General features: G+C 69.9%; 24 protein-coding genes and 1 pseudogene. 11 read left to right on the forward strand and 14 right to left on the reverse strand.

What is annotated here, in order from left to right; translation table 11 throughout:
* Nucleotides 1-14 precede the first annotated feature (14 nt).
* On the forward strand, nucleotides 15-1,151 hold the full coding sequence (locus tag ACGF4F_RS24435) for an RNA-guided endonuclease InsQ/TnpB family protein (protein WP_393080505.1): 1,137 nt from the start codon (nucleotides 15-17) through the stop codon (nucleotides 1,149-1,151).
* A 150-nt stretch (nucleotides 1,152-1,301) separates the two neighbouring features.
* Here the strand turns inward: ACGF4F_RS24435 and ACGF4F_RS24440 are convergent, their stop codons facing one another.
* Together ACGF4F_RS24440 and ACGF4F_RS24445 are read right to left on the reverse strand one after the other, a co-directional pair.
* Nucleotides 1,302-1,562 carry a hypothetical protein gene (locus tag ACGF4F_RS24440; RefSeq protein ID WP_357447440.1) on the reverse strand — a complete coding sequence of 87 codons (261 nt, stop codon included), beginning with the start codon at nucleotides 1,560-1,562 and terminating at the stop codon, nucleotides 1,302-1,304.
* Nucleotides 1,563-1,684: 122 nt separating this feature from the next.
* Complete coding sequence (locus ACGF4F_RS24445) at nucleotides 1,685-3,694, reverse strand: heavy metal translocating P-type ATPase (RefSeq protein WP_393080508.1); 2,010 nt, start codon at nucleotides 3,692-3,694, stop codon at nucleotides 1,685-1,687.
* An 88-nt stretch (nucleotides 3,695-3,782) separates the two neighbouring features.
* Between ACGF4F_RS24445 and ACGF4F_RS24450 the strand changes: the two genes are divergently transcribed.
* Entirely contained in the window at nucleotides 3,783-4,121 is a 339-nt protein-coding gene (locus ACGF4F_RS24450) for a metalloregulator ArsR/SmtB family transcription factor (RefSeq protein WP_357447490.1), read from the forward strand.
* 75 nt (nucleotides 4,122-4,196) lie between these two features.
* On the opposite strand, the pseudogene ACGF4F_RS24455 reads toward ACGF4F_RS24450, so the two are convergent.
* Nucleotides 4,197-4,628: pseudogene (locus ACGF4F_RS24455) on the reverse strand (heavy metal translocating P-type ATPase); the annotation flags it as partial.
* A gap of 135 nt (nucleotides 4,629-4,763) precedes the next feature.
* Between ACGF4F_RS24455 and ACGF4F_RS24460 the strand changes: the two are divergent.
* Nucleotides 4,764-4,949 carry a hypothetical protein gene (locus tag ACGF4F_RS24460; RefSeq protein WP_357447443.1) on the forward strand — a complete coding sequence of 62 codons (186 nt, stop codon included), beginning with the start codon at nucleotides 4,764-4,766 and terminating at the stop codon, nucleotides 4,947-4,949.
* Nucleotides 4,946-5,332 (forward strand): hypothetical protein, encoded by a 387-nt coding sequence (locus ACGF4F_RS24465; RefSeq protein WP_357447446.1) that lies wholly within the window; start codon nucleotides 4,946-4,948, stop codon nucleotides 5,330-5,332. The genes ACGF4F_RS24460 and ACGF4F_RS24465 overlap by 4 nt, the downstream gene beginning before the upstream one ends.
* Before the next feature lie 253 nt (nucleotides 5,333-5,585).
* Here the strand turns inward: ACGF4F_RS24465 and ACGF4F_RS24470 are convergent, their stop codons facing one another.
* The 6 genes from ACGF4F_RS24470 to ACGF4F_RS24495 form a co-directional block, all read right to left on the reverse strand.
* Entirely contained in the window at nucleotides 5,586-5,747 is a 162-nt protein-coding gene (locus ACGF4F_RS24470) for a hypothetical protein (RefSeq protein WP_393080513.1), read from the reverse strand.
* Nucleotides 5,748-5,853: 106 nt separating this feature from the next.
* Complete coding sequence (locus tag ACGF4F_RS24475) at nucleotides 5,854-6,306, reverse strand: hypothetical protein (RefSeq protein ID WP_357447449.1); 453 nt, start codon at nucleotides 6,304-6,306, stop codon at nucleotides 5,854-5,856.
* A 2-nt stretch (nucleotides 6,307-6,308) separates the two neighbouring features.
* Nucleotides 6,309-7,166, reverse strand: coding sequence for an ABC transporter permease (locus tag ACGF4F_RS24480; RefSeq protein WP_357447453.1), 858 nt, complete (start codon nucleotides 7,164-7,166; stop codon nucleotides 6,309-6,311).
* Complete coding sequence (locus ACGF4F_RS24485) at nucleotides 7,163-8,119, reverse strand: ABC transporter ATP-binding protein (protein WP_393080517.1); 957 nt, start codon at nucleotides 8,117-8,119, stop codon at nucleotides 7,163-7,165. The genes ACGF4F_RS24480 and ACGF4F_RS24485 overlap by 4 nt, the downstream gene beginning before the upstream one ends.
* A gap of 62 nt (nucleotides 8,120-8,181) precedes the next feature.
* Nucleotides 8,182-8,790 carry a DedA family protein gene (locus ACGF4F_RS24490; RefSeq protein ID WP_357447459.1) on the reverse strand — a complete coding sequence of 203 codons (609 nt, stop codon included), beginning with the start codon at nucleotides 8,788-8,790 and terminating at the stop codon, nucleotides 8,182-8,184.
* A complete protein-coding gene (locus ACGF4F_RS24495; protein ID WP_393080521.1) occupies nucleotides 8,787-9,380 on the reverse strand; it encodes a phosphatase PAP2 family protein in 594 nt (197 codons plus the stop codon). Before ACGF4F_RS24495 ends, ACGF4F_RS24490 begins: the two co-directional genes overlap by 4 nt.
* 112 nt (nucleotides 9,381-9,492) lie before the next feature.
* Between ACGF4F_RS24495 and ACGF4F_RS24500 the strand changes: the two genes are divergently transcribed.
* The 3 genes from ACGF4F_RS24500 to ACGF4F_RS24510 are packed head-to-tail and all read left to right on the forward strand — an operon-like array spanning nucleotide 9,493 to nucleotide 12,042.
* On the forward strand, nucleotides 9,493-10,170 hold the full coding sequence (locus ACGF4F_RS24500; protein WP_357447465.1) for a response regulator transcription factor: 678 nt from the start codon (nucleotides 9,493-9,495) through the stop codon (nucleotides 10,168-10,170).
* A 1-nt stretch (nucleotide 10,171) separates the two neighbouring features.
* Nucleotides 10,172-11,611: an ATP-binding protein gene (locus tag ACGF4F_RS24505; RefSeq protein WP_357447468.1), complete on the forward strand. Its 1,440-nt coding sequence runs from the start codon at nucleotides 10,172-10,174 to the stop codon at nucleotides 11,609-11,611.
* A complete protein-coding gene (locus ACGF4F_RS24510; protein WP_357447471.1) occupies nucleotides 11,608-12,042 on the forward strand; it encodes a DDE-type integrase/transposase/recombinase in 435 nt (144 codons plus the stop codon). The genes ACGF4F_RS24505 and ACGF4F_RS24510 overlap by 4 nt, the downstream gene beginning before the upstream one ends.
* A gap of 272 nt (nucleotides 12,043-12,314) precedes the next feature.
* On the opposite strand, the gene ACGF4F_RS24515 is transcribed toward ACGF4F_RS24510, so the two are convergent.
* The 4 genes from ACGF4F_RS24515 to ACGF4F_RS24530 all read right to left on the reverse strand — a co-directional run bounded on the left by ACGF4F_RS24515 (nucleotide 12,315) and on the right by ACGF4F_RS24530 (nucleotide 18,370).
* Nucleotides 12,315-14,006: a lamin tail domain-containing protein gene (locus ACGF4F_RS24515; protein ID WP_393080525.1), complete on the reverse strand. Its 1,692-nt coding sequence runs from the start codon at nucleotides 14,004-14,006 to the stop codon at nucleotides 12,315-12,317.
* Nucleotides 14,007-14,397: 391 nt separating this feature from the next.
* Nucleotides 14,398-16,230, reverse strand: coding sequence for a PA domain-containing protein (locus tag ACGF4F_RS24520; protein WP_357447478.1), 1,833 nt, complete (start codon nucleotides 16,228-16,230; stop codon nucleotides 14,398-14,400).
* A 147-nt stretch (nucleotides 16,231-16,377) separates the two neighbouring features.
* Nucleotides 16,378-17,343: a hypothetical protein gene (locus tag ACGF4F_RS24525; protein WP_393080529.1), complete on the reverse strand. Its 966-nt coding sequence runs from the start codon at nucleotides 17,341-17,343 to the stop codon at nucleotides 16,378-16,380.
* Nucleotides 17,344-17,797: 454 nt separating this feature from the next.
* Nucleotides 17,798-18,370 (reverse strand): hypothetical protein, encoded by a 573-nt coding sequence (locus ACGF4F_RS24530; protein WP_357447484.1) that lies wholly within the window; start codon nucleotides 18,368-18,370, stop codon nucleotides 17,798-17,800.
* Nucleotides 18,371-19,128: 758 nt separating this feature from the next.
* Here ACGF4F_RS24530 and ACGF4F_RS24535 point away from each other — a divergent pair.
* The 4 genes from ACGF4F_RS24535 to tnpB all read left to right on the forward strand — a co-directional run bounded on the left by ACGF4F_RS24535 (nucleotide 19,129) and on the right by tnpB (nucleotide 23,058).
* A complete protein-coding gene (locus ACGF4F_RS24535; protein ID WP_393080533.1) occupies nucleotides 19,129-20,073 on the forward strand; it encodes a permease in 945 nt (314 codons plus the stop codon).
* Complete coding sequence (locus tag ACGF4F_RS24540) at nucleotides 20,070-20,822, forward strand: TIGR03943 family putative permease subunit (RefSeq protein WP_357444342.1); 753 nt, start codon at nucleotides 20,070-20,072, stop codon at nucleotides 20,820-20,822. Before ACGF4F_RS24535 ends, ACGF4F_RS24540 begins: the two co-directional genes overlap by 4 nt.
* 206 nt (nucleotides 20,823-21,028) lie before the next feature.
* Nucleotides 21,029-21,604 (forward strand): IS607 family transposase, encoded by a 576-nt coding sequence (locus ACGF4F_RS24545; protein WP_393080536.1) that lies wholly within the window; start codon nucleotides 21,029-21,031, stop codon nucleotides 21,602-21,604.
* Nucleotides 21,601-23,058, forward strand: coding sequence for an IS607 family element RNA-guided endonuclease TnpB (gene tnpB, locus ACGF4F_RS24550; RefSeq protein WP_393080539.1), 1,458 nt, complete (start codon nucleotides 21,601-21,603; stop codon nucleotides 23,056-23,058). The genes ACGF4F_RS24545 and tnpB overlap by 4 nt, the downstream gene beginning before the upstream one ends.
* A 49-nt stretch (nucleotides 23,059-23,107) precedes the next feature.
* Here tnpB and ACGF4F_RS24555 read toward each other — a convergent pair whose 3' ends face one another.
* Nucleotides 23,108-24,040, reverse strand: a complete 933-nt coding sequence (locus ACGF4F_RS24555) for an NAD(P)/FAD-dependent oxidoreductase (protein ID WP_393080542.1) — start codon at nucleotides 24,038-24,040, stop codon at nucleotides 23,108-23,110.
* Nucleotides 24,041-24,047 lie beyond the last annotated feature (7 nt).

A 24,047-nucleotide genomic window follows, 5' to 3' on the forward strand; every position in this document is an offset into this window, starting at 1 on the left:
GTAAAATGTGAGGCGTGGGGGATGTGGTGAAGCGGGCGTACAAGTACCGCTTCTATCCGTCCCCTGAACAGGCCGAACAGTTGAACCGCACCTTCGGGTGCGTGCGTCTGGTGTACAACCGGGCGCTGGAAGCACGCACTCGGGCGTGGGCGGTGGACCGCCGGCGCACCACGTACGTGCAGTCGTCGGCGTGGCTGACCGAGTGGAAACGCACGCAGGAGTTGGCGTTCCTGAACGAGGTGTCCTCGGTGCCGTTGCAGCAGACGCTGCGGCACTTGCAGGCCGGGTTTATGGCGTTCTGGGACAAGCGGGCCCGGTATCCGCGGTTCAAGTCCAAGCGCAAGTCGCGGGCGTCGGCCGAATACACCCGTTCCGCGTTTCGTTGGCGTGACGGTCAGCTCACGCTGGCCAAGATGAACACCCCGCTGCACATCGTGTGGTCCCGGCCCCTGCCCGAAGGGGCGCAGCCGTCGACCGTCACGGTGTCCCGCGACGCCGCCGGCCGCTGGTTCGTATCCATCCTGATCGAGGACCCGACCGTGAAGACGCTGCCGCCGGTCGCGGCCGTGGTCGGTGTGGACGCGGGCATCACCAGCCTGCTCACCCTGTCCCACCCGATCCCCGGAATCAGCGACGAGCAGGGCAAGGTGGCCAACCCGCGGTACGGGCAGACCGACCGGCGCAAGCTCGCCAAGGCGCAGCAGAACATGGCCCGCAAACAGAAGGGCTCCAACAACCGGGCCAAAGCCCGGCTCAGAGTGGCCCGGATCCATGCCCGTATCGCCGACCGGCGTCGGGACCACCTGCACAAGCTGACCACCCGACTCGTCCGTGAGAACCAAACGGTCGCGATCGAAGACCTCAGCGTGCGCAACATGCTCCGCAACCGCCGCCTGGCCCGCGTCATCTCCGACGCAGGCTGGGGCCAGTTCCGCAGCATGCTGGAGTACAAAGCCCAGTGGTACGGGCGCCAGGTGATCCCCATCAACCGGTGGCTGCCCACGTCCAAAACCTGCTCCGGGTGCGGGCGGATCAACACCACCCTCGCCCTCAACGACCGCTCCTGGACGTGCCCCGGCTGCAAGGCCGAGCACGACCGGGACATCAACGCTGCCAAGAACATCCTCGCCGCCGGGCTGGCGGAGAGGTAAAACGCCTGCGGAGCTGACAGAAGACCTCAAGGAAAAATCCTCCCGGACAGGCAGTCGGCAATGAAACAGGAAACCTCACGGGCAACCGTGGGAATCCCGGCCCCTTCAGGGCCGGGAGGATGTCAACACCGAACATTATGGACAGCCCGGTTAGGTTAGGTGTTGTCGTACGCGGCGCGGTGGGGTGAACGCGTACAGGTCGAGCACGCCGGGTGGGTCGGCCAGGCCGGGTCCGCCGGCGCGGATCCAGGCGGCGATGTCGTCGGTGGCGTCGGTGTCGTTGACCAGGCCGAGCCAGACCGGCCGTCCGCCGGCGCGGCGGCCGGCGGGGGAGGGCTGCACGACGATGACGTTGGCGTGCGCGCAGGCGTCGAGGCAGTCGCTGACGCGTACCACCGCGACGTCTGCCACCGCCTTGCGAAATTGGGTCAGCTGCCCGGCGTGGTCGAACCCGGCGGCGGTACCGCAGCAGCACCCGCGACACACCGTGACCGTGCAACCGGTGGACCCGCCGCCGTCACGGGCGCCGCGACTCATGGCGCCCCTTCGGCCTCGGCGCGGCGCCACGCGGAGGAGGCGAGCAGGCGTAGGCCGTTGAGGCCGACGATGACGGTGGAGCCTTCGTGCCCGGCCACACCCAGAGGGAGGGGGAGGTGGCCGAACAGGTCCCAGGCGACGAGCACGGTGATGAAGGTGGCGGCGATGGCCAGGTTCGCCTTGACGAGGCGGCGGGCGCGTCGGGACAGGGCGATGGCGGCGGGCAGGGTGGGCAGGTCGTCGCGGACGAGGACGGCGTCGGCGCTGTGCAGGGCGAGGTCGGAGCCGCCGCGGCCCATGGCGACGCCGAGGTTGGCTGCGGCGAGGGCCGGGGCGTCGTTGACGCCGTCGCCGACCAGCAGCACCCGCCGGCCGTCGGCCTGTACGGCGCGTACCCGGTCGACCTTGTCCTGGGGCAGCAGCCCGGCGTGCACGTTGGTGATGCCGGCTTCTGCCGCGAGGTGTGCGGCGGCGCCGGGGTTGTCGCCGGTGAGCAGCATCGGCCCGGTCCCGGTGAGACGGGTCAGCGCGGTCACGGTGTCGGCGGCGTTAGTGCGGATGCGGTCGGCGAGGGCGAGCACTCCGGCGGGCGTGCCGTCGACGAGCACCACCACGGCGGTCCGCCCGGCGGCCTGTGCGTCAGCGGCCACGGTCCGGGCCTGGGCCACGGTCGGGTCGCCGGGGGTGGGCGTGAGTTCGTCGAGTAGCGCGGGTGCGCCCACGGCCACCCGTCGGCCGTCGACCAGGGCCCGCACGCCCCGTCCGGGCACGGAGGTGAAGTCACTCGCTGCCGGGATCGGCAGCCCGCGGTCCCGGGCGGCGGCGAGGACCGCGGCGCCGACCGGGTGTTCGCTGGCGTGCTCCGCCCCGGCGGCCAGCCGCAGCACCTCGTCGGTGTGCGCGTCGCCGATGGGGTGGGTGTCGACGACGCGGGGGTGGCCTTCGGTGAGGGTGCCGGTCTTGTCGAACGCCACCAGATCGGTATCGGCGAGGTGTTCCATGACCACGGCGGACTTGACCAGGACGCCGTGGCGGCCGGCGAGAGCGATCGCGGACAGCAGCGGCGGCATCGTCGCGAGGACCACCGCGCACGGCGATGCCACGATCATGAACGTCATCGCCCGCAACAACGTCGACCGCAGGTCGGCGCTGAAGGCAAGGGGGACGACGAACAGCGCCAGGGTGGCGACGACCACCGCGATCGAGTACCGCTGCTCGACCTTCTCGATGAACAGCTGTGTCTTGGCCTTGGTCGCCGACGCCTGCTCCACCAGTGCGACGATGCGGGCGATCACCGACTCACCCGCCGCACGGTGCGCCCGGACGACCAGCGTGCCGGTGCCGTTGAGCGTGCCGGCGAACACCTCGTCGCCCGCCGTTTTGGTCACCGGCAGCGGTTCGCCGGTGATGGTGGCCTGGTCCACCTCGCTGGCGCCCTCGACGACGACTGCGTCGGCGCCGATCCGCTCGCCCGGGCGCACCCGCACCAGGTCACCGACCCGCAGATCGACGGTGTCCACCACCGTCTCGCCGCCATCGGCGTTCAGCCGCGTCGCCTGCTCTGGGGCCACGTCCAGCAACGCCCGCACCGAGTCGGCGGTGCGGGCGGTCGCGAATGCCTCCAAGGCGCCGGAGGTCGCGAAGATGACGATCAGCAGTGCTCCGTCGAACACCTGCCCGATTCCCGCCGCGCCGAGCGCGGCCACGATCATCAGCAGGTCGACGTCCAGGGTCCGCTCGCGCAGCGCCCGCAGCCCGGCCAGGGCCGGCTCCCATCCGCCCGCGGCGTAGCAGGCCAGATACAACGCCCACCACACCGGAGCCGGCGCGCCCAACAGTTGCGCCATCCCGCCGGCGGCGAACAGCCCGGTAGCGAGGGCCGCCCAGCGCACCTCGGTCAGCGCCCATGCCCGGGCAGCCAACCGCCGTGGTGCCGGTATCGGCGCGGTGGCGGTCGGGCGGGGTGAAGTCGTCGTCGCGGTCACGACAAGGAACACTACCTGCATAGCAATGCAGGTAGCTAGTCAGGTAGGTAGCTGGATGCGCAGCCTCCGCTACCATGGGCGGGTGCACACCTCGCTGCCGGATTTTCAGATGCCCAACGACGAGCAGGTCCACCTCGCCGCCGAAGGCTTCCGGCTGCTCGCCGATCCCACCCGCATCAAGATCCTCTGGGCCCTGTTGCAGGGCGAGTCATCGGTCGCCTGCCTGGCCGAGATCGTCGGCGCCGCCCCCACCGCTGTCAGCCAACACCTCGCCAAGCTCCGCCTGGCCGGCCTTGTCCGCGGCCGACGCGAGGGCACCTTCGTGCACTACTCCGCCGCCGACACCCACGTCCGCGCCCTGCTCGCCGAGGCGCTCTTCCACGCCGAACACACCGACCGCGACCTACCCGATCACCGCGGCCCGCACAGCCACGCCATCACGCGGTAACGGGCTTGGGCCTGGAGGGCCTGAGTCACCCGGCGCTGGTTTAGCAACGGTAGCGGAACTGCGGACACGACCGTGCAGGGCGTACTTGGACCACGCGAATGCGGCCAGGGTGCCGACGGAGATGAGGGTGTCCATGGTGGCCGTGCCGTGACGCAGGTTGACCCAGGTGGCTTTGTGGAACACCCACCAGCCGTAGACGACGACCGGTGCGGCCAGGATCGCGGAGAGCCACTGCCAGCTGGTGAACTGCAGCGCTGGCACCATTGCCAGCGCAACGACGGGGACGGCTACGGCGACGCTGATCCACAGCCGCAGGCGCAGCCGGCTCACCGCTTCCTCCTCAGGATCCCCGGCCGGCTCGAGGCCGGTGGCCGCGGGCGGCTTGGGGATCGGGGCGGCGTAGCCGACCTGTTCCACGGTGGCGATCAGGTCCGCCGGGGTCAGCGACGGAGGGAAGGCGACCCTCGCTTTCTCAGTCGCGTAGTTCACCGTGGCGGTGACTCCCGGTGTAGGGCGGCAACAGCTCTGAGGGTACGGAGCGCTGCTCAATTGCCCCATCGGCACCAGCGGCCTCAGGGCTCGGCAGCGCCGCTGGCGGCGCTGTCGGTGACTGCCGCCCCTATCAGGGGTTATCATGCGGGCATGGCGGACAGGAACCCCAACACCGGCGCCCGCGGCGAGGACATCCTCGCCGCTGCCGGCATCGTCGTCTCCGACGAGGGGAAGGCTCGCGCGCGCCGCCGCCTGGACGAGGCCCGGGAGCGGTGGACGGCGGAGCTCGACGCCCAGGCTCGCGAGCAGCTCGGCCTGCCGGCCCGCGCCGCGTGACCGAACCGGCCGTCCGGGTCGTCCTCGACGCCTCCGCGATCATCGCCTTCACCCGAGGGTCGATCGACGTCGGTGAGGTGATCGCCGAGGTCGCCGACGAAGAGAACTGCGTGTTCGGGCTGCCGGTACTGTGCGTGGCCGAAGCCGCCCGGGTGGTCGCCGACAGGGACCGTCTGCAGCTGCTCGTCAACCACCCGATCGCCGAGATCCTCTCGCCGCCGCCGGACAGCTGGGAGGCCCTCGCGGTCACCCTTGACACGGTTGGCAGGGTCGACGCCGCCACCGCGGTGCTCGCCGCGATCGACCTCGGCTGCAGCGTGCTGACCGGTCAGCCCGGCCTGTACGGCGGCATCGCCGGCGGCGGCCCGGTCATCCCCATCTGACCCAGGTACTACACGGCGTGGATCCGCCACGGCGACGGCGAGCCCAGGCCCGATGTGCACCGGGCCGGCTCACCATCTCCGGCATCACGCAACTTCCCCGATCCGCATCGGGTGCCTCCTGTTGAATCAGGGCCCGGCCACCGTCGGTTTGCGGGCAGAGAGCCGTGTTGACCTGTCCGAGCCGTGTCAGCGGCCGGATCGTGCCGGACCCGTCCGACGGGCGACCGGCGGACGGGCAGCGCTGGCGGGTGGGTCAGGCGGCGGGCGCAGTTCGGTGGATGAGCTTCTCCACCCGGGCGTGGATCTCGTCGCGGATCGGGCGGACAGCGTCGAAGTCCTTGCCGGCGGGGTCTTCGAGTTTCCAGTCCTCGTAGCGCTTGCCAGGGGAAGACGGGCAGGCGTCTCCGCAGCCCATGGTGACGATGACGTCGGAGGACTCGGCGGTTTTGTACTCGAGGAGCTTGGGGCCGGTGGAGCGGCCGTGGGTGGCCGGGATCCTCTGGCAAGAGCGTGGGCGCAGCTCAGTTGTCGGGGTCGAAGGCGCCGTCCCATTCGAAGACGGGGTTGGGTACGTCGTGGCCGTGGCTGTCGGTCAGGGTGGCCTGGCCGATGAGTTTCGAGGGCCCGCCGGCGATGTAGGTGGCGTCAGCCCGGACCTGTACCTCGAATTTGCCGTCCTGTGGTTGCCCGTGGTCGTCGGTGAAGTGGATCATGCAGATCCAGTCGGGGCCGGGTCCCACGTCGGGGAGCTTGGGGCCGCCGCGGTCGCAGGCGGTGGAAGCGCCGATGGTCTGCACGGTGATGCCGTGTTCGCCGAGCAGGTCGGCCCGCTGGACGTAGAGGTTGGCGAAGGCGGGCCCGATGGCCCGTTCGAGGCGGTCCTTGGTGACGTCGGGCTGGCCGCATCCGGCCAGTGCCCCCGAGGCGGTGACGGCGAGGCCGATGGCCACTGCGACGGTGCGGGTGCGGGTCATGGTCAGCCTCCGGTGATGTCGCGGCGACGCAGGTAGAGGTAGGCGAGGGTGAGGCAGACGACGAGCCATCCGGCGCTGACGATCACGCCGGTGGTGACTGGTGCGTGGAAGGGGTGTGCGGTGAGCAGGCCGTGCCAGGTTTCGAATGGGGTGGTGAGCAGAACATGGCGGGCCTTGTTCAGCCCGCCCAGGCTGCTGAGCAGCTGCATGATCATCCCGAGCACGACGGGTGTGGCGACGCCGATGGTGGGGTTGCGGGTGACGACGGACAGCAGGATCGCCAGGGCGGTGAACCCGAGGACCGGTGCCACGGCGGTGGCCCAGCTGGCGATGACCAGGGGTAGGGCGTGGCCGGCGGGGATGAGTTGGCCGCTGAGCCCGGGTAGGGGCTGCCGGCCGACGACGAGCAGGCTGGTGGTGATGGTGCTGGCGGCGAGCAGGGCCAGGACGAGGAGGTTGAAGCCGACAGCGGTCAGTGTTTTGGCCCAGAAGATCTGGGTGCGGCTGACCGAGCGGGTGAGGATGGTCTTCCAGGTGCCGTGCTGGTCCTCGTTGGCGAAGATGTCGCCGGCGACGAGGGCGGCGAGCAGGGGCAGCACCCATTGGTGGGCGAAGGCGAGCACGAACAGCGGGACGGCGTAGCCGCTGGTGTGGATGTGCCGGCCGTAGATGGTGTCCTTGGGCGGTAGTTGGGTGTTGAAGATCAGCACGATCGCGATCGGGACGATCACGGCGCCGATGAGCAGCGCTCGGCTGCGAGCCTGGGCGGCGAGCTTTGCCACCTCCCAGCGCAGCACTGCGGCGGTGCCGGGCCGGCGGCGTGCGGCCGGAGCGACGGCGGGTACGGCGGTGGCGGTCATCGGCGGGCTCCGGTTGCGGCGTCGAGGCCGGCGGGCGGGCCGGCCGGGGCGGATTCGGTGAGCATGAAGAACAGGGCCTCCAGCGGCGTCTCGTCCCGGCTGAGGCCGCGCAGCGCGATGCCCGCGTCGACGATGTCGGCGATCAGCGCGTCGACATCCTTCTGCGGGCCGCGCACGTCCAGCCCGTCGTCGGCCATGGTGACCTCGAGCCCGCGGGTACGGGCCAGCTCGGCGGCCCGATCGTCATCGGTGGTGACGACTCGGTGGGCCTGCTCGGGCGCCAGCTCGCGCAGGGCGGCGATCGAGCCGTGGTGCACCACCGAGCCGGTCTTCATGATGGTGATGTTGTCGCAGATTTGCTCGACCTCGGCCATGTCGTGGCTGGAGAGCAGGACGGTGAGGCCGGTGTCGGCGAGACGTCGGACCAGGGCCCGCATGTCGCGGATGCCGGCGGGGTCGAGGCCGTTGGCCGGCTCGTCGAGCACGAGCAGTCGCGGGTTGCGCAGCAGGGCGGAGGCGACGCCGAGGCGTTGCCGCATGCCGAAGGAGTAGCCGCGCACCTTGTCGTGCTGCCGGTCGGCGAGTCCGACGATGTCCAGCACCTCGTCGACGCGGTCTGCCGCATCGCCGCCGTCGAGGCCCGCGAGCAGGCGCAGGTTCCGCCGGCCGGACAGGGCCGGGTAGAACTTCGGGCTCTCGATGAACCCGGCGACCCCGGACAGGGAGTTGACGCCGTGGTGCTGCCAGGAGCGCCCGAACACCTCCAGGGTGCCGCTGTCCGGACGGATCAGCCCGAACAGCATCCGCAGGAAGGTCGTCTTGCCGGCCCCGTTGGGGCCAAGGACGCCGTACACCTCGCCTTGGGCGACCTGCACGGTGATGCTATTGACGGCGGTCAGTGACCCGTAGGTTTTGGTGACGTTGACGGCGTTGACCGCCAGTACATCGCGCATGACCCGGACGCTAAAGATCACACATGAAGCCAGCATGAAACCGGCCGGCGGGTCGGCTGCGATTATCCGGGGTGGGCCAGTCGACGGGCCAGCCGCCATCCGGCGTAGGCGAGCGCGGCGAGGGCCGCGGCGGCGAGCAGGTACCACTGGAAGCGGTGCAGATCCGCCACGATGGCGCGGATGTGGTCCCCGGCGAGGTAGCCGGCGGTGGCCCACACCCCGACCCAGGCGGCGGCGCCGAGGGCGTTGTAGGTGACGAAGCGCCGCCACGGCATGCCAGTGGCGCCGGCAATGAGCCCGTTGAACTGCCGCAGGCCCTCCACGAACCGGGCGACCGCGACGAGTTTCGGCCCGTGCCGGCTCATCACCGCCTCCAGCCGGGCGAACCGTTCCGGGGTCAGGCGCACGTAGCGGCCGTAACGCAGGATGAGCCGCCGCCCGCCGGTGCGGCCGATCAGGTAGCCGATGCTGTCGCCGATCACCGCGGCCAGGAACGCGGTCACCGCGACGCCGCCGATGGCCAGTTGGCCGTGCGCCGCGTACCCGGCGCCCAGGATTATCGCCGTCTCACCGGGCGCGGGAACGCCGAAGCTCTCGACCCCGACGAGCACGGCGAGGCCCAGGTAGCCGTAGTGCGCCACCAGGCCGGTGAGGAAACCGACGACGCTCACCGGCCTGCCGCGGCTGCCCCACCGCTCGCCCGCAGCAGGGGCTGTAGCCGGGTGTCGCCCAGCATGTTCAAACCGGCGGTGATCGGCCGGCGGGCGATCAGGTAGCCCAGCAGCGTCACGGTGGCGCCGACCGCGAAACCGGCCAGCACGTCGAGCGGGTAGTGCGCGCCGATGTAGATCCGGGTGAATCCCATCACCGCGGCGGCGACCGCGGCCAGCAGACCGAGCCGCCAACTGACCAGCAGCAGGCCGGCCGCGACGGCGCCAGCCATGGTGGCGTGGTCCGACGGGAACGACGGATCGGCGCTGCGGTCGGCCAGCACCAGGATGCCGGGCAGCGTCGTGTACGGCCGGGGCTCGTGCACGGCGGACACGATCGCCTGGTTCCCCGCCACCGCCAGTAGCATGCCCACCGGCGCCCACACCGCCGCCGGCATCCGCTCACCCGCGCCTCGGGCAACCCACCAGCCGGCCAGCAGCAGGACGGCGAACAGCATCACGCCGTACTTCGCATAACCTGCCATCGGGACGTGCAGCCACGGCGTCGCCCGGGCCAGGTCGTTGATCTCCAAGAAGAGCCGGTTGTTCATGCTGTTCCTCCCATGCCGGCCCTGACCGTAGCCATCCGGACATGAAGGGCAGATGAAGATCGGTGACGGTGTGCTGCACTGGTGGCGGGCATGACGGTCGAGGGAGGCACGGGTGCGGGTCCTGGTGGTGGAGGACGAGCGGCGACTGGCCGACCTGCTCGCCCAGGGGCTACGCGAAGCCGGACATACCGTCGACATCCGGCACACCGGCTCCGACGGGCTGCTCGCCGCGGCCACCGGCGGCTACGACGCGGTGGTGCTCGACGTCATGCTGCCCGGCCTCGACGGCACCGCAATCTGCCGGACCCTGCGCGAGCAGGGCAACCAGGTGCCGGTGCTGATGCTCACCGCCCGCGGCGAGGTCCCTGACCGGGTCGCCGGCCTCGACTCCGGCGCCGACGACTACCTGACCAAGCCGTTCTCCTTCGACGAACTCCTCGCCCGGCTACGCGCCCTGCACCGCCGGACCGCCGGACCGCCGCCAGCCGAAGTTCGCGCCGGTGACCTGCTACTCGACCCCGCCCGGCGGCGGGTGTTCCGCAGCGAGACGGAGATCGACCTGTCCGCGCGGGAGTTCGACATCCTCGCCCTGCTGATGTCCCGGGCCGGGCAGTGCCTGACCCGTTACCAGATCCTCGACGAGGTATGGGATGGCGAAACTGACATCCGTTCCAACGTCATCGACGTCCACGTCGCCACCCTCCGCGCCAAGGTCGACAAACCGTTCGGCCGGCACGCCATCGAAACCCTGCGCGGCGTCGGCTACCGGCTCCGCCCCGACGGCGGCTGACATGGGCACCCGGCTTCGGTGGGGTGGACTGCCGCTGCGGGTCCGGCTGATCGCTGGCTTTGCCGCCGCGATGCTGGTGGTGCTCACCGGCGCGGGCGCGTTCGTCTACCTGCGGGTGCGCTACGCCCTCGACGTGCGCCTCGACCAGGATCTGGACGCGTTGTCCGCGCAACTCACCGACGGCGCCCGCACTGGCACACCGCTGCCCACGGCCGCCCGGACCGGACCGGGGGAGTACTGGCAACTCCTCGACGCCAGCAACCACGTCCTCGCCGCCAGTCCCGGCCTACCCGCCACGTCCCTGCTCAGCCCCGAACAGCTCAACCGGGCCCTGCACCAACCTGTCCGGGCTGACCGAGGCACCCTACTCCCGATCAGCACCCGCCCGCTGCGCCTGTACGCCGTCCCGGTCCGGCCCAGTGCCGTTCCGGCGGCGGGCCAGCCCGCGGTCACCGTCGCGGCAGTCCGCCGCGACCAACGCGACGAGGCCCTGCGCGAACTCATCGGCCAGCTCGCCCTGGCCAACCTCGCCGCCCTCGCGGTCGCATCCCTGGTCGGCTACCGCCTCGCCCGCGCCGCCCTCGCCCCCGTCGAGCGCTACCGCAGCGAAGCCGCCCGCATCGCCGCCGGCGCCACCGGCGTACGCCTTGCCGTCCCCGCCACCGACGACGAGGTCGCCCGCCTCGGCCGCACCCTGAACGACATGCTCACTGCCCAAGATGCCGCACTCGATCGGGAACGGCAGTTCATCAACGACGCCAGCCACGAACTGCGCACCCCACTCACCCTGCTCTCCACCGAACTCGAACTGGCGCTGCGCCGACCCCGCACCACCGCCGAACTGGAACAGACCATTCGTAATGCCGCAGCCGACACCGCCGACCTCATCGCCCTCGCCGACGCACTGCTCACCGTCGGCACCCAACCCGTCCAGGACGACACCGCCCCCACCGTCGACCTCACCGCGCTGCTCACCGACCGGATCGGCCGCTATCGGACCAGCATCGGCGTCGATGCGGACGTGCTGCGCTGCCACGCGGAGCCGGGTCTGACCGTTCGCGGGGACGCCTCCCGCCTCGGCCGGGCCCTCACCAACCTGATCGACAACGCCGCCCGCTACGGCGTACCCCCGATCACCGTCACCGCCGAGCACGTCGACGCCCTAGTGCGGATCACCGTCCAGGACACCGGGCCCGGCATGGACCCGGCGTTCCTGCCCCACGCCGTCGAACGGTTCCGCCGCGCCGACACCGCCCGCACCTCACCCGGCACCGGCCTCGGCCTGCCCATCGTCGACGCCATCGTCCGCGCCCACCACGGCGAACTACGCATCTGCTCCGCCAGCGCCCACCACCGCGTCAACCCCCAGTTCGACGTGCCCTGCGAACACCCCTTGAATGGCACGACCGTGACCATTCTGCTGTCCGCCATCCATCAGTGAACTCGCAGTTCCTGCCGTTCAGGGTCGTTCCCACCTGGGCACCTTCACTCGACGTGCTCGTCTCGGCCCGCCGTGATGCCGCCGCGGCCCGACGGTTCTTCCAGCGTGCGCTGCGGACGCTGAAGGTCACGCCCACCGAGGTGGTCACCGACGCCGCTCCGGTCTATCCCGCCGTGCTCGACGTCTTCGTTCCCTCGGCCTGGCACCACGTCGAGCGGCACGCGAACAATCCGATCGAGGCCGATCACAGCCAGCTCAAGCACCGGTTACGACCCATGCGCGGGCTCCGGACCGACTCCACCGCACAGGTGATCATCGCCGGACACGCGTTCATGCAGAGTCTCCGCCGCGGACACTACGAACTCGGGCTCGACAGTCAGCCCAAGCTCCGAATCGCCACGGCGTTCAGCGAACGTGCGCGGGTGATCTGACCGCGGGCCCGACCCGGGCGTCACGCGTCCCCCCGACCAGATAATGCAACGACGCCCGGGGACTTGGCCATGAGCATCAGCAGCGACGCGCCCTGTTCACCGAGGTGGGTCAGGTCGGAGTGCCGCCACTCATGGAGGTCCCAGCCCGTTCCGGCCCCGGTGTGTCGGGTAGCCCGAGCGCGTTACCGCCCTCCGGCTACCCGACACACCGGGGCCGACCAGCCCGAATCCCGCTAAACGATCACTTCGAAGTCAAGCCAGTGGATCGGGACTCAGTAGACCGTTCCGTTGGCGCGCTGGCCGGGCGAGCGGGGCAGCGAGCTGATGGTGTTGTGCTTGACCCAGCCGCCGGTCGCCGAGCCATCAGGGCTTCGGTTGATGGACACCCCGTCGGAGTCCGCCTGGCTCGAGGTGTAGCTCATCGACTGGACCGTCGCTCCGGCTGAATCCTGCAGGATTACCTGGTCGCCGCTGTTGGAGAGGTTGAGGCCGCCGGTGCTGGCTGCCACCGCCACGATGCCGCTGGGGATCGCGGAGGCTGCGCCGAATACGGTGATCGCCTTGCCGGGCTGCAGTGTCGTACCGGCCGCGAACGTGTGCCGCACTGCCGATCCGTCGCGGATGGTCCAGCCGGCGATGGTGATTGCCGTGCCGCCGACGTTCACGATCTCGATGGCCTCTCCGGCGGTGCTGCTGCCCGGTTCGTTGGCCAGTACCTCGTTGATTATGACGTTGGCGGGTCCGCCGCCGCTGCTGGTGACGGTGACGTTCTGGGTCGTGGTGTCGGTGGCTCCGCCGTTGTCCGTCGCGGTCAGCGAGACCGCGTAGGTTCCAGCCGATGCGTAGGTCACGGTCGGGTTCGTTGCCGTCGAGGTCTGGCCGTTGCCGAAGTTCCAGCTGCGGTTGGCGATGGTGCCGTCGGAGTCGGTGCTGCCATCGGTGAAGGTACAGGTCAGAGCGGTGCAGGAGTACGTGTACGACGCTGTGGGCGGCTGGTTGCCGCTGCCGCCGCCGATGACGAAGTTGTAGCGGGCGAACACCGGGTAGTGGTCGCTGGTCGTCGTCGTGTAGTTCGGGATGTAGGCCTGGGGCTGGAAGGCGGTCGCCGAGCCGGCGACGTATTTCGCCTGCACCTCGTTGGTGGTGAGCTGGTGGTCGATGAAGTCCGGGTAGCCCGCCGTCGACGACACGCCCGCCAGCGACAGGGCCCGCGTCGGGAACGTGTAGCGCGCCGCGTCGTTCACGAAGTTGGCGTAGGGCGAAGCCTTTCCGGGTGTGATAGAGGTGTCGACGTCGTCGTTCCAGTCACCGATGACGAAGACGTTCTGTGTGGGGTAGGTCGTGTCGAGGTAGGACTTGAGGGCCTGCGACGCGGGGTTGCGCAGGTTCCACGCATCCGCGGTGGACCCGGCCTTTGCGTGCAGGACGATGAAGACGAGGTCCTTGGTGACACCGTCGAACGTTCCGCGCAGGGTGAACTCCACCGGCGGGCGGCCGGCGAAGTTGCTGTTCTGGCTGGTCAGGATGACCTTCGCGCTCACCAGGGTGGCCATGCTGGAGCGCCAGACGAGGGCGACCTTTTGCTCGGTGTTGCTGAAGTCCGAGTAGTACTGCGCACCGTTCGTCACGATCGGGTCGTTGGCCACGACCCCGGTGTACCCGGGCATGCCGGCCACGAGTGTGTCGAACGCCGAGGTGCTGACGACCTCGGAGAGGCCCCACACGTCCATGTCGGCGCCCGCCATGACGTCGCGGACGTTCTGCTGCTGAAGCGCCTCGTTGGTCGGGCCGAAGTCCGGCGCACCGAACCACTCGACGTTCCAGTTGCCGACGTCGAGCTGTGTCGGCGATCCCTGCGACGGAACCGAGGCGGCGGCATTCGCCGCGGCGGTGGTGGCGAGCGTTACCAGCGTCACGGCGGCGGCCACGGCCACCCCTGTGAGCGCGCGGAGCCTGAGTTTCATCTACAAAAGACCCTTCCGAGTTGGCGTGCGGGACTGGCCCGCAACCATGCTGTTGGCGGGCTGAGGGAAGTGTCCCGGCCCGGCCCTCGGGCGTAAATGGCGCATGCTGAAAACGTGCAGCCACCTGTGGGTGAACATTCGACTGCCGGACCGATCGACCGGGTCGATCGACGGCTTGCCGCAGTGCGCGAGGACCTCCTCGACTGCGAAGTCGCGAGGCCCCGCCGCCGAGGACTGCGACTGACGGCTGGGAGCGGGCTTTGGGCATCCCGCACCAGGCGGCGGGCTTGGTCGCGTGGGCATTAGGCACGAGTTGGTCGACCGTGCGGGGCAGGTGCCGGGAATGCGGCGGCGCCGCCACCTCATGGGTGACGGCGCCGCGGGTGAGTGCCTAGTTCTTGCCGGTGTACTTGAATACGTACAGCCCGAAGTCGCGATCGCTGGCGAGCACGTACTCGCCACCGGCGCGCTGGAGGATCTGCACGCCCCAGAGGTCGTTGCCGGCCTCGTCGACGAAGTGGCCGACTTCGGTGATCCGGTCGTTCTTGATGCTGAGGACCCGTAGCCCTGCGTCGTAGTACGACGCGTACACCAGGTGCGGGTTCTGCTTCGACACGGCCACCTCGTGCACGGTCAGGTTGCCGAACCCGCTGGCGTAGGCCGGGTCCATGCCTTGCCGTACGGCGTAGGTGTCCAGCTCCTGTAGCTTCCCGGTTCCGTTGCGGAACAGGTGCACGTAGCCCCATCCATCGAAGGTGGCAGCCAGGGTGACGGTGTCCCCGACAGTGCCGACCGGCACCGAGGCCCTGGCCGAGCTCCGCTGGCAGGCCGCCTCGTCGTAGCCGGCGTCCGCATCCATGATGGACAGGCCGGCCTGCCGGTTCACGAAGAAGAACGGCTTGTTGGCCACGACCGACGGGCTCACCAGCGAGCCACAGCCGCCCGACGCACCCGTCCGGTTGAAGACAACCGTCCCCGCATACCCGCGCGACTCCACGTTCGCCGCCATCTCGGTGAAGCCGCATCCGCCCCGCTCGACAAGGGCGACGTAGGGACCGCCGGTTGCCGGGGCGGGCGCTGGCGGGTCTGCGTTGCAACCAAGACCAACGAAGATGGCTGTGCCGGAGAGTTCGTCGCCGGTGGGCAGCTGCGCGCTGCCGGCCTGGACCGCCCGGAAGTCGCCTCCGTCGTTCGTCGCGACACGGACCCGGGTCGCCCCGAAGTCCTCGTCGGTGGTCAGCACGTACTGGCCGTTGTGCACGAACTCGGCGTAGTGGCCGTTGCCCTCGGGGCCGAGCGTCACCCCGTTGGTTTCGAGCAACTGCGGGTCGGGGAAGGTGAAGTCGGTGTCGGCGACGTAGCTCGGGTGGGCCGGGTCGGTCACGTCGAGCGCCACATAACCGGCGTCCCACATCGACAGCAGCATGATCTGCCGATTGCCGTGCTTGCGAACCACCACGTCGTGGAAGAAGACCGTGTCCAGGTCGACACCCGGCTGCAGGATCTGCGGGAACATCGCGGCCACGTCGACGTCGATCACCTGGACCGGGTGCCGCGGGTCGGTGATGTCAAAGATGGGCAGCATCGGCGTACGGCTGTCCGGGAGCACGATGTAGGCCTTGCGGTCCGGCCCGGCCCCGGTCTGCCACATGAACGTGCTGTGGACCGTCCGCGCCCGCGACGTCACCCCGGGCTCGACTGCCCCGAAGCCGTTGGCGAGGACCACTGGGTGCAGGGGGTCGGAAACGTCAACGAGGGTCGCCCCACCCACCGCCGGCGGCGCCGTGGCGTTGCTGCACAGTTCGTTGCTGTACGCCAGCACGTCGCCGCTGAATGCGGGGGTGCTGAAGCTGATCGGATGGATTCCTTCGCCGACGAACGAGCCCGGTGACGCGGCGATGAAGCCGACCTGGCGGGGCTTGCTGAGGTCGGAGATGTCCATGACGTAGACGCCGCCCTCGCACGGCTCGCTGTTGAACGCGCCGAGGTACGCGTAGTCGCCGAGCACGCCGACGTCGGAGACGACACCCGCCCGCGCGTTGTTCACGCGCGCCTTGCCGACGAGGGTGACGTCCTTGCTGCCGTGGTCGAGGTGGCCCCCCTCGCCACCGTGCTGGTGACTCTCGACGACGACACCGCCGTCGTCGAAGGTCTTCGTGTTGTCCGCGCCGGCCGGTCCAACCGTCAGAGCCGTGGCGGCGAGGACGACGGAGAGTAGAATCACGCCTCTGCGGGGTTGCCGCATGCGATCACATCCGATCAGGTGAATCAATCAATGTGCTGATCGGCAGCATGGTAGTCGGCATGGTGGAGCGGAACCATCCCCTGTCCGGCCTCCCCCACGAGCGGGAACGGTGCACAGGCCGCGGTGCTACCGCACCACCAGCGTGAACTCGGCGGTATGCACCCTGCCGCCCACCTGGAAGTCGAAGAACATCCGGTACCGGCCGGGGCTCGCCGCCGTGAGCCAGAACTTGACCGCGCCGCCAATGAGCTGCGTCTCCGGGTGGACGTGCACGTACCCGAGGTCGCCCTCACGTAGCACGACAAGGTGCCCGTACGCGCCGAGGTAACGCTGCAGGTCGGCCACCGGCGAACCGTCCTGGGACACCCGGAACACCAGCGCCTGGGTCTCACCGAGTCGCGGCGTGCCCTCGTACGTCACCGTGAATCCGTCCACGACGGACTCGCGGGCGGCGGCGGGTAATGGGCGCGGCCGGTAATCGCCGGGCACGGTGAGGTCCACGCCGAGGGTCAGCGGGACCTGCGCCTTGGCTGAGCTGACGGCCGCGAAGTCGGCGTACGCGCGCCACGCGCCGGCCTGCGGGAGCGCCAGGTCGACGCTCCAGGTGCCGTCCGGCGCCATCGTCGGGTGCAGGTGCTGGTAGCCGGAGAAGTCCCGACGCGCGACGATCAGGTGCATCGGCTTGTCGTGCACGATCGCGAAGTTCGTCACCGGCTTGCGGTCAGGGCCGGCCACGCGGAACCGCCAGGTGCTTCGCGCGCCCGCCGTGAAGGAGGACGTCTCGGGCACGAGGGTGTAGCCGCCCGCGCTGACGGCCAGCCCATCCACCTCGGCACTGGCAGCCGCCGCGGCACCGCCCGCGTGCTGGTGCCCGGCGCCACCCGAAGTGTGCATGCTGGTGCCGGTCGGCCCGCCCCTCGGAGCCGAACCTGTCGGGCGCGCCGAGTCGCGGACCACCTCGCCGAGCGCAAAGCCGGCAACGAGCGCGAGCGCGAGCCCACCGGCGACGGCGAGCAGGCGTACCGACGCGCCGTCACGGGCCGACGGGGACGCCGGGCGAGGCGTCGCCTCCGTAGCCGAGGGCTCAGCCATCGGCGCCGGCCGGCTCGTAGCCCGCTGCGTCTACCGCGGTGACCGCCTGCACCCAGCGGCCGCCGGCAGCCCTCGTGACGGTGTACGTGGTGGTTTCAGACATCTGCTCTTCCTTGCGTTGGCCGAGGAAACGCCAGCCGGGACATGACTATCCGCACTGTTGCCGGGGAGCGCAATCCCTGCCGCGTAGGGGACCGGGGCGCCGTTGACTGGGCCGGTTCGCGGGCTGTACCGGTCGGTGACCTTGACCCAAGCGTCTGCGCGGGGAGGCCGGTTGGTGCGTCACCGGCAAGACCGACCTTGACTGGCCAGCTGGCCGCCAGGCCCGACGGATGCCAGGCGAGGGCTTCGTTGTCGCCGGTGGCTCACCGGAGCACGGCGAACCAACGCTCGCGAGCATCGAGTGGATCGCACCGGGAGACGAACTGCTGGCCGACTTGCCGTGCTGTAGCGGTCAGCGGTCGGAGCCTTCTGCCGCTCCATCTGGCGTGAAGGCACCCTCTGCATCGCCGGCGTCCAGGTACACGTGTTGGTGGCCGTGCCCGGCATCGATGTTGAGCTGATCGAGTTGGGCCGCGGCCACCGACCAGGTGACCGACGCGAGGGCGGCTTGTCGCGCCGCCAGCGCCAACTGGTTCTTGCGTGCGGGGGCGGGGCTGGTGACGGCCAGGGCGACAGAGTCGACCGCGACGGCGCCCTGATCCACGGCGCTTCTGAGGCCGCCACGGGCTACGTTGGTTGCGGTCATGCCCGACGGTGGGTTGGCGAACTGTTCGGTTAGCTGGCGCATGGTCTGCTGCCATTGTTGGACCTGAGATGCCTCGGGCGTCCGTCCGGCGTCCGTGTCCTGTTTGATGGCGCGGAGGATTGGCGAGAGCTGGTCGGCTGTTTCGCGGGCCATCTCGGTGAGTTCGGTGATCTGCTGGACGTCGCGCTTGGCGTCGGCTTCCCGGATCTGCGCGGTGCCTGCTTCGGTCGGGCTTGGCTGGCCCACGGCGAATCCGATGAGTCCGCCGACCAGGCCCACAGCCAATGCCGCCGCGGCAGCGCCCGTGCCCGTCCTTGTGTTGGATCGCCGTTGTCGGGCGGACGGGGTCAGGAGGTAGGAGGGTCTTCCGGTTCGACGGGACATGGCATCCCTCGCATCGATCGTCGTTTGGCTCGGAGCGTAGACGCTTCTACTGACCTGAGTCGATAGTTCTGCTCAGGGAATACAAACTTTCATCCGACCCAGACGAAAGATGCCCGGCGAGACGGACAGGACGCCAGTCGGGCTCGGCGGGCACATTGGCTATGGCGGCCGGGAGAGCTGGCCCTGACTCCGCAGTCCTGCCTAAGTCGGTAACCGATTTCCTTTAGCGGACGCTGCGGAGGTTGTGCCAGCGCGGTCGGCACTGCGCGAGGCCTGGGTGACCTGGCCTCTTGTCACAGACTGATCACGACAGCTAGAGACGTAGTGACAGTCGATTTCAATAGCCGGATGATGCTCCTCGTTCGTCCGCCGCTGGGTGGTTGTCGTGGGAGGAGTCCGTGCGTGAGTCAGTCATCCCCGGAGGCGTGCGGACCCTGGCGGCGCAGGCCGACGCAGGGGGTGGTGGCCTTCGCCGCTGCGGGCCCTGCCTCACGTTCTGATCACTTCCAGCATGCCCCTGCGTTGGACACCCGGAGAAGGTGATCGCACTGAGCACGACCGATTCCCCGCCCTCTGCCGCGCTGCCCGGCGAGCAGCACTCGCACCCGCCATCGGGGACGGATTCGAAGCCCGCGCCGCCGAAACGCGATCGGGTGATCGGTTCTGTCGAAGTGCTGTGCGTGCTCCTCATCCTCGTCGGCGTCCTGTACCGGCAGATCGGCGCGCTGGTGGCGGACCCGCGGTTGCAGACCTGGTTGACGGTGTTCGTGTCGGTGATGGTGCAGGCGGTGCCGTTCCTCGTGTTCGGGGTGGTGCTGTCGGCCGTGATCGCGGTGTTCGTGCCGCGCTCGTTCTGGGCCCGGGCCCTGCCCCGGCATCCGGCGCTCGCCGTGCCGGTCGCCGGGATGGCCGGGGTGGTGCTGCCCGGCTGTGAGTGCGGCTCGGTGCCGATCGCGGGATCGTTGATCCGCCGCGGGGTCACCCCGGCTGCGGCGTTGGCGTTCCTGCTGGCCGCGCCAGCGATCAACCCGATCGTGCTGACCGCGACCGCCGTGGCGTTTCCGCGTAACCCGGAGATGGTCGCCGCCCGTGGCGGGGCGAGTCTGGTCGTGGCGCTGCTGATCGGATGGTTGTGGCTGCGGCTGGGCCGCACGGAGTGGATCCGCCTGCCGCACCGGGCGCACCTCGACGGCCTGCCGCGGATGGCAGCGTTCTGGGCGGCCTGCCGACACGACATCATTCACGCCGGCGGGTTCCTCGTCGTCGGCGCGATGGCCGCGGCCACCATCAACGTGGCGGTGCCCCAACAGTTCCTGCACGACCTGGCCGCCCGGCCGGTGCTGTCGGTGCTGGCGCTGGCGGCCCTGGCCGTGCTGCTGTCGATCTGCTCCGAGGCGGACGCGTTCGTCGCCGCGTCGCTGTCGCAGTTCTCCCTGACCGCCCGGCTGGCGTTCCTCGTGGTCGGTCCGATGGTCGACCTGAAACTCGTGTCCATGCAGGCCGGAATGTTCGGGCGGCGGTTCGCCGTCCGCTTCGCGCCGGCGACCTTCGTCTTGGCCGTGCTGGTCGCGGCAGCAGTGGGGATGGTGATCTGGTGAACCGGGGCGCTCAGGCCGTGGTGATGGTGTTCTTCGGTGGTGCGATCCTGCGCGCCAGCGTCACCGACGTATATCTACGCTACGTCAAACAGGGACTACGGCCGTTCCTCATCGCCGCCGCGATCCTGCTGATCATCGCCGCCGTGGTGGCCCTAGCGCAGGAGTTCCGTGGCCCGCGCCAGGCGGATGCCCACTCCGCCGACGACGACGGGCACGGGCACGACCACTCCGGGCCGGCGGCGGGTTGGCTGCTACTGCTGCCGACTCTCGCGTTGCTCTTCGTCGCGCCGTCGGCCCTTGGCGCCGACACCGCCGCCCGTGCCGGCTCCGCCCTGACCAGCAGCCGGCAGGAGACCGCGGGAACGGCGGGCGAGTACAGCCCCTTCCCGCCACTGCCGTCGGGCGACCCGGTCAAGCTCACCCTCCTCGACTACGGCTCCCGCGCCCTCTACGGCGAGGGCAAGACGCTGCGCGACCGACAGGTCCAGCTGACCGGCTTCATCGCACCCGGCGCGGACGGCCAACCCATGCTCGCCCGCATCATCCTCAGCTGCTGTGCCGCCGACGGCATGCCCATCAAGATCGGCCTCAGCGGCGATGTGCCCCGTCTGCCCGCCGATAGCTGGGTGCAGGCCACCGGCCGGTGGGTTCCGCAGACCGCCAAGGACCCGATCAACGGATCCGACATCCCGTACCTGGAGGTGGACACCTGGCAGAAGATCGCGCCACCCAAGAACCCGTACGAGTAGGGCGTGCCGGAGGCCAGCGGGGGCGTTCGAGCCACAGGTTGAGCCCGGGGACGCCCCGCCGGGTCGACGGCTGCGACGGGGCCGGCATCCGCGTTGAGGAACTCTCGGGGTGGCAGCTGCCGGTGGTCGCCGTCAGCCAAGGGGTTGGCAACAGCTCTGGATTTTATGGGCAATCATAGTCAAAAATTCGCATGTATTGTGGGGGTGTGAAGCTCTCAGTCTGGGCACGCGAGCAGGGCGTGACCTATCAGACAGCTTGGCGGTGGGTGAAGGACGGTAAGATGCCCGTCCCTGTCCGTCAGGCGCCGTCTGGTACGTGGATCGTGGAAGAGGCGCGGTCCGCAGCGGGTCGCGTGGTCGCCTACTGCCGCGTGTCGTCCAGCGATCAGAGGGGTGACCTGGTCCGCCAGACCGTGCGGGTTGTGGAGGGGGCAAACGCCCAGGGCCTTGCTGTGGCGGAGATCGTGACTGAGATCGGCTCCGGCGTGAACGGCAAGCGCCGCAAGCTGCATCGCCTCCTCGCCGACCCGACTGCGGCGGTGATCGTGGTCGAGCACAAGGACCGGCTGGCCCGGTTCGGTGTGGAGCACCTGCAAGCCGCGCTTGCTGCGACCGGGCGTCGCCTGGTGGTTCTGGACCCGGAGGAATCCACGAACGGCCTGGTCGAGGACATGGCCGACGTGTTGACGTCGATGTGTGCCCGGCTGTACGGGCAGCGGGCGGCGAAGAACCGTGCCGCCCGCGCTCTGGCCGCCGTGACCGGCGAGGTGCCGTTGGTGTGAAGAAGTTCGAGCCGCGGCCCGGTTTCGTGGTCCAGGCGTTTCGTTTCGCGTTGGATCCGAACGCCGGGCAGGAGCAGCGGCTGCGGTCGCATTGTGGTGCGGCTCGTGCCGCGTACAACTGGGCTGTCTCGTGGGTGATGGCGTCGTGGTGGCAGCGGAAGGCGGAGGCCTCGTACGGCATCGCGGAGGAGGAGTTGACGCCGTGGCGGCCGTGGTCGCTGCCGGTGTTGCGGAAGGTGTTCAACGAGGTGAAGAAGACCGACCCGCGTTTCGCCGGCTGGTGGCAGGAGAACTCCAAGGAGGCGTACAGCACGGGTTTGGCGAACGCGGCGGCGGCGTTCGACAACTACGCCACGTCCAAGCGCGGGCAGCGTGAGGGCAAGCGGGTGGGCATGCCCCGGCCCAAGTCCAAGCACACCGCCCGGCTGGCTTGCCGGTTCACTACCGGTGCCATCCGTGTGGAGCCGGACCGGCGGCATGTCACGTTGCCGCGGCTGGGGACGATCCGCACCCACGAGTCCACCCGCAAGCTGGAACGTCGTATCGCTAACGGCACCGCCCGCATCCTGTCCGCCACGGTCAGGTTCGAGCGGGGCCGGTGGTTCGTCTCCTTCCAGGTCGAGATCCAGCGTGCCACCGGCCGTGCTCCGGCACGTCCGGATGGGGCGGCGGGTGTGGACCTGGGCGTGACGTGCCTCGCGGTGATCGCCGAGAGCCAGGGCACGGTGCGGTTCGTGCCGAACCCGGCGCACTACGACGGCGCGCTCAAGCAACTCAAACGGCTGTCCCGGCGGGTCTCCCGCCGTCAGGGGCCGGACCGGCGCACCGGGCAGCGGCCGTCCAGGCGGTGGCTCGCCGCGAACACCGAACGCAACCGCGTGCACCATCGGGTGGCGAATCTACGCGCCGACGCCCTGCACAAGCTCACCACCGACATCACCGCCGAGTACGGCACCGTCGTGGTCGAAGACCTCAACGTGGCCGGCATGCTCCGCAACCGACGCCTCGCCCGCAAGATCGCCGACGCCGGCTTCGCGGAGATCCGCCGGCAGGTTGGGTACAAAACCGCATGGAAGGGCGGTCGGCGGATAGTAGCCGACCGCTGGTATCCCTCCAGCAAGACCTGCTCGGCCTGCAGCACGGTGAAAGCCAAGCTGCCGCTGCACGTCCGAGTGTTCACCTGCGACGCCTGCGACCTGGTCATCGACCGGGACGAGAACGCAGCCCGCAACCTCGCCGCCCTCGCCGCGGCAGAATCAACGGGTACCGGAGTGGCCGGAGACCCGGGCGCGCAAACGCCGAAACCGCGTGGAGCCGACCAGAAGACCCGCACCACCACCCGCAGCCGCAAGGCCGCGGGTGGGCGGGCAGGCGGCGAAACCCTGCCGCGCCAACGGCAGCAGGAAACGCGAGACCGTCATCAGGACACCGAAGCGCAACCCGCGCTCCGTTGACACCGTTACGGACCTTTCCAGCCGAAAGGCTGGGATTGCTGACATCCGACTACGGAATCAGCAACGGGACCGGTAGGCCAGCGCGGAACAGGCCCTGTTCGAGCCAGACAGCGGCGCGTACGCCGTCGGCGGTGGCCTGGCTGACGAGGGTGAGTCCGTCGGGTAGGGCGGGCAGGCGGGCGAGGTCGCCGGCGGCGGACACGCCGGGCACGGTGGTCTGGGCGAACTCGTCGACACGCACGTAGCCGTCGGGCAGCAGTTCGGCGCCGAGCTGGGCGGCCATGGGTGCGTGCTGGCGGGTGGGCGCCCGGTGGAAGACGACCTGCCGGTCCAGGGTGGTGCCGTCGGCGAGGTGCAGCTGCAGGGCGTCGAGGTCGCCGGTGAGCGCGGTGACCGGCTGCTCGATGAGGGGAATGTTCAGCGCCTTGAGGTTGTCCAGGATCGGCTCGGGTAGCTGGTGCGGGCCGTGGGTGGCGACGACGACGTCGTTGGTGTACCGGTCGGCCAGGTAGGCGGCGAGCATGACCTGGGCGGGTTCGCGGCCGAGCACCGCGATGCTCTTGCCGCGGGCTTCCCAGCCGTGGCAGAAGGGGCAGTGGAAGACGCTGCGGCCGAAGCGTTCGGCGACGCCGTCGATGGGCCAGGGTTCGTCGACTTGGCCGGTGGCCAGTAGCAGGCGGCGGGCGTGGTGGGTGGCGCCGTCGGTGAGGGTGACGGTGAAGTCGTCGATGCTGCCGTGGGCGGCTTCGACGCGGGTCTGACGGATCTCGACGCTGGGGTAGGCGGCCAGTTCGCGGTGGCCGGTCTCGAGTAGGCGCAGGGGTGGGAAGCCGTCGCGGCTGAGGTACATGTGGATGCCGTCGGCGGGGTGGTTGCGCGGCGGGCCGCCCTCGATGAGCAGGGTGCGGCGTTGCTGGCGGCCGAGGACCTGGGCGGCGCTGAGTCCGGCGGAGCCAGCGCCGATGATGATGACGTCGTACACGTCGGTG

It is taken from the genome of Micromonospora sp. NPDC047740, from assembly GCF_043204735.1.
Classification (GTDB): Bacteria; Actinomycetota; Actinomycetes; order Mycobacteriales; family Micromonosporaceae; genus Micromonospora.